This is a genomic window from Vibrio sp. VPAP30, from assembly GCF_001188205.1.
GTDB classification, from domain to species: Bacteria; Pseudomonadota; Gammaproteobacteria; order Enterobacterales; family Vibrionaceae; genus Vibrio; species Vibrio bivalvicida.
This window is the reverse complement of record NZ_LBLS01000026.1, coordinates 226924-240371: the sequence shown is the minus strand read 5'-3', so window position 1 is coordinate 240371 and position 13448 is coordinate 226924. Positions and strand designations below refer to the sequence as shown.

12 protein-coding genes are annotated in these 13448 nt (G+C 44.1%); 5 read left to right on the top strand and 7 right to left on the bottom strand.

Going from position 1 to position 13448, the window contains the following annotated elements:
• Positions 1–6: 6 nt before the first annotated feature.
• From ZX61_RS11585 to ZX61_RS11570, 4 genes are all read left to right on the top strand, one after another.
• On the top strand, positions 7–1182 hold the full coding sequence (locus tag ZX61_RS11585) for an HD domain-containing phosphohydrolase (protein ID WP_049844779.1): 1176 nt from the start codon (positions 7–9) through the stop codon (positions 1180–1182).
• A gap of 53 nt (positions 1183–1235) precedes the next feature.
• The gene (locus tag ZX61_RS11580; protein WP_049844778.1) at positions 1236–3272 is read left to right on the top strand and encodes an MHYT domain-containing protein; all 2037 of its coding nucleotides are present in this window, start codon (positions 1236–1238) and stop codon (positions 3270–3272) included.
• Positions 3253–4377, top strand: a complete 1125-nt coding sequence (locus ZX61_RS11575; protein ID WP_049844777.1) for an HDOD domain-containing protein — start codon at positions 3253–3255, stop codon at positions 4375–4377. The genes ZX61_RS11580 and ZX61_RS11575 overlap by 20 nt, the downstream gene beginning before the upstream one ends.
• Before the next feature lie 166 nt (positions 4378–4543).
• Complete coding sequence (locus ZX61_RS11570; RefSeq protein ID WP_049844776.1) at positions 4544–5344, top strand: Cof-type HAD-IIB family hydrolase; 801 nt, start codon at positions 4544–4546, stop codon at positions 5342–5344.
• Here ZX61_RS11570 and gloA2 read toward each other — a convergent pair.
• The 7 genes from gloA2 to ZX61_RS11535 all read right to left on the bottom strand — a co-directional run bounded on the left by gloA2 (position 5341) and on the right by ZX61_RS11535 (position 11617).
• A complete protein-coding gene (gene gloA2, locus ZX61_RS11565) occupies positions 5341–5727 on the bottom strand; it encodes an SMU1112c/YaeR family gloxylase I-like metalloprotein (RefSeq protein WP_049844775.1) in 387 nt (128 codons plus the stop codon). The genes ZX61_RS11570 and gloA2 overlap by 4 nt on opposite strands.
• Before the next feature lie 7 nt (positions 5728–5734).
• A complete protein-coding gene (locus ZX61_RS11560) occupies positions 5735–6163 on the bottom strand; it encodes a VOC family protein (protein ID WP_049844774.1) in 429 nt (142 codons plus the stop codon).
• Positions 6164–6175: 12 nt separating this feature from the next.
• Positions 6176–6793, bottom strand: a complete 618-nt coding sequence (locus tag ZX61_RS11555; RefSeq protein ID WP_049844773.1) for a hypothetical protein — start codon at positions 6791–6793, stop codon at positions 6176–6178.
• A gap of 167 nt (positions 6794–6960) precedes the next feature.
• On the bottom strand, positions 6961–7497 hold the full coding sequence (locus ZX61_RS11550; protein ID WP_049844772.1) for a GNAT family N-acetyltransferase: 537 nt from the start codon (positions 7495–7497) through the stop codon (positions 6961–6963).
• An 81-nt stretch (positions 7498–7578) separates the two neighbouring features.
• A complete protein-coding gene (locus ZX61_RS11545) occupies positions 7579–8748 on the bottom strand; it encodes a MerR family transcriptional regulator (RefSeq protein ID WP_049844771.1) in 1170 nt (389 codons plus the stop codon).
• A 73-nt stretch (positions 8749–8821) separates the two neighbouring features.
• Positions 8822–10309 carry an Lcl domain-containing protein gene (locus tag ZX61_RS11540; protein WP_049844770.1) on the bottom strand — a complete coding sequence of 496 codons (1488 nt, stop codon included), beginning with the start codon at positions 10307–10309 and terminating at the stop codon, positions 8822–8824.
• A 96-nt stretch (positions 10310–10405) separates the two neighbouring features.
• A complete protein-coding gene (locus ZX61_RS11535; protein ID WP_049844769.1) occupies positions 10406–11617 on the bottom strand; it encodes an MFS transporter in 1212 nt (403 codons plus the stop codon).
• A 90-nt stretch (positions 11618–11707) separates the two neighbouring features.
• Between ZX61_RS11535 and ZX61_RS11530 the strand changes: the two genes are divergently transcribed.
• Positions 11708–13411 carry an ABC transporter substrate-binding protein gene (locus ZX61_RS11530; RefSeq protein ID WP_049844768.1) on the top strand — a complete coding sequence of 568 codons (1704 nt, stop codon included), beginning with the start codon at positions 11708–11710 and terminating at the stop codon, positions 13409–13411.
• Positions 13412–13448 lie beyond the last annotated feature (37 nt).

Below are 13448 nucleotides of genomic sequence, written 5' to 3'. Positions count from 1 at the left end.
TGAACAATGAAAAAGCCTGTACTCTTGGTTGACGATGAGGTGAACATTCTTAATTCATTTCGTCGAACATTGAGGAGTCATGTTGATATAGATCTTGCAAGCAGCGGCGAACAAGCCCTTGAGCTTATCTCACAAAAACAGTACGCCGTTATCGTGTCTGATATGCAGATGCCCATCATGAATGGACTGCAATTGCTGCAAACGGTTAAAGAAAGATCGCCTGATACAGTAAGAATGATGTTCACTGGTAATGCCGACCAACAAACGGCGGTTGATGCTGTGAACTTAGGTGACGTATTTCGCTTTATTAATAAGCCTTGCACACCGGAACAGTTACTCAGTTTCATAAACTCCGCGCTACGACAATATGAACTTGTTGTAGCCGAAAAGATACTACTTAACAAGACACTAAAAGGCGTAATCAATGTCCTAAGCGATGTAGTTTCTCTGGTTAGCCCCGAAATAAGTGAACGAAGTAACAAGGTTCAGCTCCATATGCAACAGTTAGGCAAGGAACTCAATCTCAAGCCTCATTGGAGTTTTGAGCCAATGGTTCAGCTGTCGCAGCTTGGATTTATCATTTTTCCTCAGAGTACTTTGCAAAACATCAGCAACGGTAAAATAGTCACCGAAGAAGACCGACAACTATTTGATCAGCACCCTTGTTTATCCTCTGACTTGCTGAAACAGATTCCACGCATGGGGGGAATTGCTAAAACCATTCTCTACCAGGAGAAAGGCTTCAACGGAGAAGGCAACCCTATAGATAGTGTACAAGGGACCGAACTACCTTACGGTTCTAGGATGCTTAAAGTCGTCTGTGACTATATAAAACTGGAAAATGCAGGTTACACCGTTTCCGACGCGATTGAGAAACTTGACAGTGAACAACAACTTTATGACCCGAGCATACTCAATGCCTTTAAGTCCACACTTGGTTATGAGTCGCCAAAGACTTTTGTCGATGTACGTTACCTCAACCCGAATATGATCATTGAACAAGAGATCAGAACCAACCGAGATCAATTGATCGCGAGAAAAGGACAAAGAGTCACACCAACTTTAATGAATATTGTCCACCACTGTTTAGAGAACAACGCTGTGACTGGAGAAGTTTGGGTGACCATGATAGAGCCTGAAGAGCAACAACAAAACGATGAAGAACAGACGTTAAGAAACTGACTGAGCACAGTTCCAGTTGATAACTACATGTAAACCAAGGGACGATTTTAGCTATGATTGAGTTTTGGCGATTTAAATCTGTTGATCTTGAAACCTACAATTTACTCCAAGGAGAGTTCCATTACTCTTTGGTTTTTCTTTCCATTCTCGTCTCTAGCTTAGCCGCTTATTCTTGCTTAATCGTCATAGAGAGAATGTGGAGCTCCAATGAATTAAAAACGGTCAGCTTGTGGCGTTTGTTTGGCAGTGTCGTATTTGGCCTAGGTGTATGGGCAATGCATTTCACTGGAATGCTAGCTTATATGGTTCCAGCTCAAATGTCTTATCATCCAGGCATAACCGCGTTGTCATTTGTCCCTCCGGTTGTGGGGGCCTACTTTGCTTTCCAAGTACTTTATAGCCAAAGATTCTCGCTTTTAGACATTGCGATCAGTGCACTTTACTTAGCGCTTGGCATTGGCTCCATGCACTACCTTGGCATGGAAGCGATGCAAATAGACGCTCTGATGGTCTATGATTTTGCGTGGTTCATTTTATCTATCTTCATCGCCTTTTTGTTTGCCTGTATTTCTATTTACATGATCAAAATTCGAAATCGTCATTATGGCGAAAACGCGACCAATCGAGCACTCATTGCCCCTATTATGGGTCTTTCGGTTGCTGGTATGCATTACACGGCGATGGGCGCTGTAAGTTTCTACGCACTTGAGAGCACACCTGAGATGATGGGGAGTCATATGAACGACGCCCATAACATTGCATTGATAGTCGCTCTATTTGTACTGCTAATTTGCGCGGCTACTTTTGTCGCCTCTATTGTCGACCAACGACTGCAGCTCGCCGAACACTCGATTGTTCAAAGTAAACTGCGTGAGCAAGATATACTCAACAACCTTGCCGATGGCGTTATCATCGTCGATCAAGAAGGAATGATCGAAAGCGTCAATGATATGGGATTAAGGATGTTTGATTATCAACGCGAGATGATCGATAACCAAAATATCGAAGACTTGATGCCAGCATTCGACAAAGTATCACTGCAAAATGGTGCGAGTAGTGACCTTGAGCATAGAAGTAACTTAACTACAGAAGGCATCAAAAAAGATGGTAGATCATTCCCGATAGAGGTCAGCCTATCGGCAATCGCAATACGTAATCAAGAGACAAAACTATTTAACTGTGTCATTCGTGACATCTCAAAACGTATGGAACTAGAGCAGCAATTGCGGCAAGCACAAAAACTCGAATCTATGGGCCAACTCGCTGCTGGGATCGCCCATGAAATTAACACTCCAACTCAGTATGTCTCTGATAATACGATTTTTTTGAAGGACGCCTTTCAAACTTGCCTTAATACTATTGGCCAGATTAGAGAAACCGTTGAAAGATCAGACAATGAGTCCGTTGACGACTTACGCCAACATATTAAAAGTGAAATCGTTGACAGTGATATGGACTTTATTGCCGAAGAGATCCCACTCGCACTTGATCAATCTTTGGAAGGGTTACAACGTATTGGAAAAATCGTTAAAGCGATGAAATCTTTCTCGCACTCTAGTAACCACGAAATGCATCAAGTCGACATTGCGGAAGCGATTGAATCAACGATTACTATCGCTCGCGGCGAGTGGCGCTACGTTGCCGAAGTCGAAACCAACTTTGATTCCAGATTACCCGCTATTCCTTGTTATCGAGATGAGTTCAACCAAGTGATGCTCAACTTCATTATTAATGCCGCTCACGCCATTGAGGAAAGATACGGCCGTCAAGATGGTACACTGGGCACCATTAAGATCTCCACTCACCTTGAAGGCAATTCAGCCTTAATACGTATTCAAGATAACGGCACCGGCATTCCTAAGGACATTATCAATAGAATATTCGATCCGTTTTTCACCACAAAAGACGTTGGCAAAGGCACAGGACAAGGGTTGAGTTTGGCTTACTCGGTGATCGTCGACTTACATAAAGGAACAATATCCACTGAAAGTACCGAAGGCGAAGGGGCCACATTCACGATCTCATTACCGTTGACCGACTTTAGAATTAGTACAACAGAGAGGCTCGATAATGAAGCTGCTGCTAGTTGATGATGAACGCATGATCCTAAATGGATTAAAGCGAGCCCTTTTTGGAACTGGATGGAAGATATTTACCGCAGAAGGCGGTGAAGAGGCTTTGCAGTTTTTAGAAGAGCATGAGGTCGATTTAATTATCTCGGATATGCTTATGCCCGGAATGAATGGTGCAGAGTTACTTGAAGAAGTAAGTAAAAGGCATCCTGGAATTATACGCGCTTCACTCTCTGGCTATTCAGACCCCGACATAACCATTAGAGGGGGTTTTTTCGCTCACCAAGCCTTCATGAAACCCTGTGATCCCAGTGTCATCAAAGCAGAGGTGAAACGCATAGAAGAAATCCTTGAGCTGTTCCCAGATCGCGTCATACAAAACGCAATTGGAACGATTACTTCATTGCCAGTAGCGCCAAAACTGTTCTTTGACGTCAAGCGCACCTTGGCCGACCCAAACTCATCAATGCATGATGTGGCTAAGCTTATTAGTGAAGAGCCCGCAATGTGTGCCAAAATCATTCAAATCTCAAACAATGCCATTTTTAGAGGTCGCAAAGAGATAAAGAGCATTTCAGAAGCAATTACTCGTTTGGGTGGACAAGTCGTCACCAATATTATCGCTATGCTTGAGGTGTATTCTGTTTCTATGAACGAACCCAGCAAACCCCTTGAGAAGATTCAATCTCACAGCTTAAAGGTGGCTAAATTAGCTTCGACATTGGTCGAGCCCGATCTCAGAGATACTACTTTTCTAATTGGCATCCTTCATCGCATTGGCGAGTATGTCAGAATGAAAATAGCCCCAGATCTAATGAGCGCGTTTCTTAATCCTAAAACGAAGGGCAACGATAAATCTCACCTTGAGCGTTACCTGTTCAAAACTAAGTCAGAACAACTTGGCGGCTATCTACTCTATTTTTGGGGCTTTCCTTTACCGATCATTGAAGGTGTACTAACCCATGATGATCCTGAAAAACTGGTGCAATCTAAATTCAATTCGGCATGCGCTGTCTATGTTGCCACCTGTATCCTCACTGGAAAACCCGTCGACGAAAAGTTCAAGGCTCACTTTGAATTAGAAAGCACGGTTGCCGTGTTGGAACAAAACCATCAAACCTGAGTAACAATTGCAAGTAAAACTTCGATTACCCGACATACCTAAGTGTGGTTTGTCACTCAAGCTTCTAGTATTCTTTGCTCTAGTAGCTCGAGTTGACAATAAGCTTAATTAAGTTATGGTTTGAGTCTCTCGACTCTCCTTGTTTTATCATACAGTGCACCTATATATGTCAACACCTGATATCAAATTCATTGCCACCGATATGGATGGCACGCTTCTCGATGAAAATAGCCAACTCAATCCTGAGTTTTTCAACCTATACCAACAACTTGAAGAGAAAGGCGTTATCTTCGCTGCGGCCTCAGGGCGACAGTACTACAGCCTAATGGAAACCTTCTCACCGATTAACAATCGGATGATGTTCATTGCCGAAAACGGCACTTTAGTGATGCATAAGGGTGAGGAGCTCTATAGCTGCGAGATCGATAAACCTTCGATCAAATCGATTATTGAGGCTGCTAGAGGCATTTCCGGTACGCAAATTGTTCTATGTGGCAAACATTCCGCGTATATCGAGACGCAAGACCCGCAAGCGCTTGAGGAGTTCGCTAAGTATTACTACAAGTGCCAGTATGTAGAAGATCTACTCGAAGTAGATGACGACTTCATCAAGATCGCCATCTGCCATTTTGACGGCACAGAAGAGTTGGTTTTCCCTACTTTCGACAAAGAGTTTGGTCAGACACATCAGGTAGTTGTTAGTGCGAAAATATGGCTAGACGTGATGAACGCTGAAGCCTCGAAAGGTGCAGCTATCGAGCACCTACAAAAAACGCTCAACTTTACTCACGAACAAACCATGAGCTTTGGTGATTACCTTAATGATCTGGAGATGCTTGAAGCGAGCTATCATTCATACGCCATGGATAATGCTCACCCTAAGATTAAAGAGATTGCGCGCTTTCATGCACCAAGCAACCGCGAAGCTGGTGTGTTTACCGTCATTAAGCGTGAACTACTAAGCTAAGCTTGATAAAGCTCTAACGGTAAGCCGTCAGGATCTTTGAAAAAGGTGAACGGCTTACCAGTAAACTCATCAATTCGAATCGGCTCAACTTCCACATCACACTTCATCAAATAAGCGGCGTACTGCTCTACCGAATCAACGCTAAATGCCAAGTGCCTTAAACCCTGCGCTTCGGGACTGGTTGGCCTTGCTGGCGGATTAGGAAAAGAGAACAACTCAATCTGTCCCCCATCAGGTAAAGCAAGGTCAAGTTTGTAGGAATCCCGCTCGGCGCGGTAGTTTTCAGCGATAACTGCTAACTTGAGAACTTGGGTATAGAAACGTTTTGAAACCTCGTAATCCGAACAAATAACCGCAACATGATGTATTCTTTTTAACTCCACGAATCCCCTACTCAATAACCAGTGAACCGTCTGGATTGAACTGCCAAAAATCGGCGTAGGCCACTTCCCATAAATAACCATCTGGATCAGAGAAATAACCGCTGTAGCCACCCCAGAACACATCCTGTGCTGGTTTTTCTAGCTTGGCACCGGCACTGACCGCAAGCGCTAACACCTCATCCACTTCCTGCTTTGAACGGGTATTGTGTGCGAGCGTCACCCCACTAAAGCCCTCTTTCACAACCGCCATATCCAGCGAAACATCTTTTGCTAATGCATCTAACGGATACAAAGCTAAGCACACGCCACCCGTTTTGAAAAAGATGATCCCCTCTTCAGGATTCTTGGAAGAAGGAAAACCTAACTTGGAATAAAACTGATATGAGCGCTCTAAATCCTGCACCCCTAAAGTAATTATGCTGACACGTGGTTCCATAACCCTTCTCCTTTAGTTCTTATTCGAGTCTGATTGATTGTCGCTATTGTGGTCACCGACCAACTCTAAACGTTTGGCAATCTCTTGCTGTTGGTTCGATATTGAATCCAATGCCTGAGCGGTTGTCTTGATCGCGTCAGCCATCGAAGAAATATTCTGTGTTGCTCGAACCAGTGTTTCTTGCATTGGGCGTAAAATCAACCATGCAATCGCAGCAATGACTAGCACAATCACTAATCCTATTACGCTGATAACCAGCAAAATTTTCGAGCGTAAGTCATTGAGAAAGCGCTCACTTTCTGTCGCAACAGTTTGCCTAGAATGTTCAAAAGCCCCCGGCATTGCGGCTACCGACTGTTTAGACAATACCACCAGTTGATTAAGGTTATCTACGGTGTCAGTCAATAGCTGTTGTTGCTCATCATTCAAGTTTCCACTTTGCGCTATGCTGTTAAGCGCAACACCAACTTGGTCGAGAGACTGACGGGTATCCTGAATCGCGTCCTCGATTCCATCCAACTCTAACGTCATATTTACATTGATAAACGCATTTTCGCGCGCTTCATCTGCGGGCTCTGCAAATGCTAAACAAGTCCACAAACTTAGTATGACTCCAAACGCCAGCTTCATACGATTCCTTTATCCTGATTATGCACTGCCTCGAATAATAGACTGATGCCCTGTTGATGACCATTCAAACCTGAAGCGAAGGCTGAAAAACGCTATCTAACTGACAATTACTCATCAAATAAAAAGAAGCCGACAACTGAATTATCGGCTTTTTAACGTTTGACTCATTACCAAAGCGCAGGATGACTAAACCCTTCTACGCATGTTGGACGACTTTCAAGCGCTTGAATCATGTCTGAAGATAAGGTCTGCACCATCCAACCATGGGGGAAGCTCAGTGTTAACGGTGCCTTAAACTGCTCTTCAGAGGTGGGACTGAAGCCTACTCTAGTGTAGAAGTTGGGGTCACCATATGTGAAAGCTAACTTCACACCTTGGCTGCGCATCTCCTCTAAACCATGACGGATTAATGCTTGCCCAATCCCCTGTCCTTGATACTCAGTGCTAACCGCTACCGGTGCCATCAAGAAACTTGCGTGCTCCTCCTCAAAAGCAAGTCGAGTAAATAGAATGCTCGCAACAATCTTCTGTTCATCTCTCGCAACAAAAATCGCGATGTCTTGCTCTGGTGTCGTCTCTACTAGTGTGTTCACTAGAGTGCCAATAACTTTTCCTTCCTCTACGCCTTCAGAGTCTCCAAAGGTTTTAGTGAATAACTGAATAAGTTCGTCTGTCTCTTTCGGCTTAAATAGACCGTAGTTCATAGTGTGTTCCTCTTTAAAGTTTATGCGCGCAGCTTAAACTGTAAAGCTGTAGACAGGTCAACACTGACTGATCAAAAAAATTCACCCTGTTTTAAGAATAAATATCTGATAGTTGAACTCACCATTGCGGTTGTCATAAGCAGAGATCTCGCGGTTCAAATCCGCGAGAGCAGATGAGCCAGCTAACTCTTGAGCGAGCTCATTCACCCGATCTTTTAGCGGTTGGTAATAGTTGTCCCAAGCTTGATTACTCACAGGGAATGAATCAACTAGCCTATATCCCGCTCGCTTTGCTTGCTGAATGCGAGCCTCTACTGTGGTCATATCTGGATACTCTTTGTGCCAAAAGCTCAAGGCATCAGACGATGGCTCATCAACACTCCAGACCAGATCACTGAGCACCAGATAGCCACCTTCTGACAAGAGATGTCGCCACTCTTTGAAAGCGTTTTCGACTCCCATAATGTAAGCACTGGTCTCACACCAAATCAGATCAAACTGCTTAGATTCAAATGGCAATTTTGCCATATTGGCGCACACGGTAGTCACACGTTTTGTTTCACCGAGTTGCTGCATGATTTGATTGATATTCTCTAATGCATACTCTTCATTATCGACCGCTGTAATGTGCGCTTGGGTATGCTCTAGCAATGTTCGGGTCGCGATGCCCTGCCCGCAACCAATTTCTAAAACATGCTTAGGTGTAAAGGGCAGCTTCTGAATCGCTGAACGCGTATCTTGTTGGCTTCCGGGTCCCCAACACGCGAGTTGGCTGAAAACCAAGTCAAAGTCTCGCATATAGCGATCATGTTCATTCATATCTTTTGATAACCATTTCAAACGCATGGCCTGTTTCTCATCAAAACCTTGTTTGATCAGCCAGTCTAAATGCGCATCAGGGGCAAGTTGGTCGAGGGTATCGTGCCACTCGCTAAGAGAACTTTCGCCTAATAGCGCAGCGAGCAGTTCGCGGGACTTTTGTTTTTGCGAGATTTCGTGATCGAGCTGATTCAGCCTGTCTTTCAATAAATCACGATTGATTTGTACGTCTAAGCAAGCCTGACACTCTTTCAACGTCAAACCGCCAGCCTGCAACTTTTGTAGTAGGAGCAAGCGTTGGAGATCTTTGTCATTGTAGGAGCGATAGCCGTTCGCTTGTCTCGTTCCTTTAATGATACCTAGCTTTTCATAATAAAGCAGAGTGGTACGGGAAATGCCCGCCCGCTCTGCTAATTTGGAAATCTTGTACATCCGTCCACTCATAGCTTCTAGTCGATACCATTAACTCTAAACTATAAAGCTATAGACAGGTCAACCTAGCTGACTATTTTCTCACTGGTATTTCGCCTTCGGTAAGATAACCATCATTGTTTCTATCAAATCGGCTGAAATCTTTCGCCAACTTTCCTTTTGCTTCAAGTCGAGAGATTTTTCCATCTCCATTTCGATCCATACGCGAAAAGTGTCCGTTGCTCGAACCAGCCATATTTTGCTTGCCTTTTGACGACATAGAAGCATTAGTTCCACTATTTTGGTAACTTTCTACTGGTCGTTTAGCTATGGTCGGCTGCTGAACAAATTCGACACCACCACCAGCAACACATAGAACCATGTTATCAATTCGAATCGCGTCTCCCTGAGGGCCATGTCCAGTCGGGTATTGACTCGCGTCTCCGGTTTTAGGGTCGCTACGCTGAGAACCCGCACCATGAACATCAATCCAAGCATTGCGCATATAACCTAAGGATGATCCGAAGGCGACATACGCACCATGCCCGCCGTTTCTCATATTTTCGTGAGTGGTGCTACTCCAGTAGTTCGCGTAATCTTCGCGGTTTGCTTCACTGGTGATCGCAGTCGTATTGAAAATTGGGTCGATTGCCGCGCTGTTACTTGTGGCAGGCGAACGTGTGTAATCAACGATTGATTGCAGTTCCTTCACGCTCGGTAGTCTCCAATTGCTGCTGCCCGCCAGTTCAAGGTTTTCACAGTAGGCCAACGCTTGAGGAAAATCCATCTGCAACTGACTATCAGACTGCTGCCAGACAAGACTCGTCGCATTGTCAGTGATGGTGCCGTTGTTATTGTCTATAAATTGGTTGATGCCGTAATCTGGGTTACCGCGCACGGCGAGGACATAAAAGGTTTTGTCACCGCCGCGCGGACTCGCAATGCCATAACCCTTAATCCGTCCATCAATAAAATTAACGCCAAACACCGTTTCATCTTTGTTCATGGTGGTAGAAACATACTTGGTGCTCGACACAAACTGACTGTCAATCAGCCTTTCGCCAGAATGAACATCTCCCGCATTCATGTCGAAGTATCTTGCATCAAGGAAAGGAATCATCTTAACGGTGCCGGGCTGATTAACACCACTTGGGTCTTGGCCATCAAACAAAATCAAAGAATAGAGCTCTTTAATCGAGGGCAAGCGCCAATCGCTATAACCACCATGATTCAATGAGGCGACGTAATCCAATGCATCGTCATAACTCAGCTTATCTTGTGCATCTATCTTGCCATCGCCATTGAGATCCGTTGACTGTGTCCACATAAGACCCGTCACGTTGTCACTTACGGTACCATTGCTATTTTTGGTATAGCTTGGTGTGTTTCCTTGATACTGAGCATCTTGTCCAAAAATGGCATCAGAAGAAGAGGGACAAGACCTCAATGTGTTTCTAACTCCAAAACATTGACTTTGGTTGGTATCTACAATCGGTGTGGTCAACTCGTTTGCATTAGCCGCACTAGACCATATGGCTAAACTAGCTATAGCTGACAAACTTTTAATTGGCGCATTTTTCATTGTCATTCCTTGTTTACTCAACGTACTCATAGTCTAGGCAGTGGCAAGTAAAGAAACTCATTCAGAGCGTAAAGGTATGTAAAGCTCACGTAAGAGTTACGCTACTCGTCTCACCTGAGAACACAGTAGGCCCAATGCAGCGAATAACTGAACGACAAAACAAGATATAAAGATAGCTTCTATACCGAAGTGAGCAATCAAATAGCCCGATGCCGCCAAGCCAAAAGGCATCAGCAACTTAAATAGAGAACCCGTGATACCTGCAACTCTGCCTAAAAACTTCTCTTCAAACGCTTCCTGTCGGTAGCTCCAGATACAAATACTGCTATACAAACCAACGGCAGAAATCCATAAAAATGCCGCAGCCATACCCCAGACATTGTTGATGATTAGCGGGAAAATAAAACCAAGAGATTCTAAAACTATCGAGCCTATAAGTACCACACCTAAACCCAATCTTGCGCGTAATTTATCTGCACTGAATGACCCTAACAGCCCACCAATACCCGATGCGGCGATCAAGTAACTCACCTCCAAAGCGTTAAACTCAAGCACTGATTTCGCGTAGAATATCGCTTGGATCCAGAAAACGGCTCCTGTGGTGTTAATAACCATTACCGCAAGAGTAATAATCCACATATTGCGTTCAGCTCGTAACACTGCCCAACCTTCTTTTAATGCCGCAAAGACACTCTGCTTTTTTGGCGGCTCACTTGGAGCAAGCGTTAACCTTTCTAATTGCCAATACGAAAGCAATAGAAGCACCGCCACAGCGAGAAAAACATTGTGGATTGTCGACATCAGCATCAATGCTCCCGATAACACTGGTCCAACCGTTTCCATCACACTGTTTAACGAACTCATCCTCGCTATCGCGGTATTTTGCATTTCAGGAGCCAATGCCCTTTTCATCATCGTCATGCGCGCATTGTGATAGCCATAGTTAAACGCCATCATCAAAAAGGCGGCGGGAAACAGGACCCAAAGTGGCTCACTTAGCCACTCCACTGCAAGATACGAACACAAAACAACCACCAACTGACCCAACAACATCGCTTGTGACCAGCGCTTCTTATCAACGCGATCGACTATCACGCCGATAAACAGCGCCAAGAGTAAATTTGGCAAAAATTCCACTGCGCGCATCCACCCCATCATCTTTGAAGATTGTGTGAGTTCATAAACCAGCAGTGGTAACGCTAGGTTGTAAATCTGTGCTGAAAACGCAACAAATAGTGCGCTGGAAAATAGAATTTGAAATGGCCTGTTACGCCAGATAGAAGTTTGAGGCTTAGCTAACGTATTCATTTATTTCTCCTTTTATCCTGAATAGAATCTCCTATTATCGAGATTAAAAGATGAAGAAAAATAGAAATATAAAATTAGGATTTCACCTTTATGCGCTATTGGAATGCTCTGGCATTTTGCCGTAATAACCTTTCGCTCCAACATTGGACTCAAATATCACTAGATCAATTCAGCCATGCTTTACATTGCACGCGTCGTAATGCACAGTTGCTAATTAAACGCTTGGTTGAAGAAGAGAGAATTGAATGGCAATCAGGGGTTGGGCGCGGAAATTTACCTCAGGCGAAACTAAAACAACCGCTTGATGGTTTGCTAAAACAAAAAGCAACTAGCCTACTTAAGCAAGGCAATGTGGAAGCGGCGCTTGTTCTCGTTGATGCACAGGAAAGGGAGGGCTTTCTTAGCCAATACCTTTCCCAATATCAGCCAGTTAAAACTCAACAAGACATCTTACAAATTCCTTTCTATCGTGGCACGCATTGCCTAGATCCAGTCAAGATTAATCGCCGCACCGAGCTGCACATCGCCAGCTATCTATATGCAAACTTAATTCGAACTCAGCCTACTCTGCATGGCGATCTGGCACACTCATGGCAACAACGTGACGACAGTCTGACGATAACCTTGAGAAAGGGGCTCAAGTTTGATGATGGAAGCCCACTAAGGGCAAAAGATGTCAAAGCACATTTTCAACGCTTGATGGAGCAAGGCGGTGCACAAGTCGAGCTTTTCCGATTTGTCGATAAAGTGGAGGTAATTAACCCTCTTCGTATTAGATTCACCAGCCATACTATGCCATCTCTGTTGCCTAGATTGCTTAGTCATAGTGCGATGGGCATAACGAAAGTGAAGGATGGAAAGTTACTCGGAAGCGGCTCATTTTTACTATCAGAGCAAACAGAATGGCGCACATTACTTAGCATTAACCCGCACTATCACGGCTTAAGGCCTTGGGTCGATGGAGTCGAAATATGGAACGTGGGTGATAATGCCAAAACACTCGAATTCAACTGCGATATTGTTCATGGTCATCACTTGTCAGACCAATTAAATGCTGATTTCACAGCTAAACAGAAATGGGAACAAGGCTGCACCTACGCAATGCTCAATCCACATAATCATCCTTGGATGAGAAATCGAGTTCATCGCAAGTGGATTCAAAAGCTACTGCTTAGTATGGGAAGGCCAAGCGAAAATCAATGTGAGGTCGTTGCGCGCGCAAAAGGTATGCTCTCATCACCAACATCAGTTTCAGAAAAAGACCTATCGAACGCTAGGCAAGCTTTAACTGAATTGAACGGTCCACTGAAGCCATTGATAGTTCTCACCTATCAACTTGGAACCAATATCGCCACCGCTCAACTCGTTACGGATTGCTTGAAACAACTTGATGTAGACTGCCGACTACACGTATTGGAGTACCCTGAATTCAATCAACCAGAAACATTTAATAAAGCAGATATCGTTATAAGTGGAGAAGTATTTGGCGAAGATACTCTGTTTTCTTGGGTTGACTGGTTAGTGTGTAACTATTGCCACCAAGTTTGCCTTTCAGACAAGAACAAGCTTTGGTTGGAACAAAAAGTCATTGAAGCCATGTCAGAACCGACGGAAAGTACGCAGCTAAAGATGCTTGAAAAAATTGAAAAACAACTAATTACTAAGAACTTATACCAACCTCTATTTCACACAATGCAAGACCTGAATGTCTCTGACGAAATATCTGCACCGGATCAACTCGCCAATGGATGGATCGACTTTAATCAAATCGTAATGAACCAATCTACCAAGTAACGTTGGGCTATATTGTAAAGCTATTGATACGGTATTG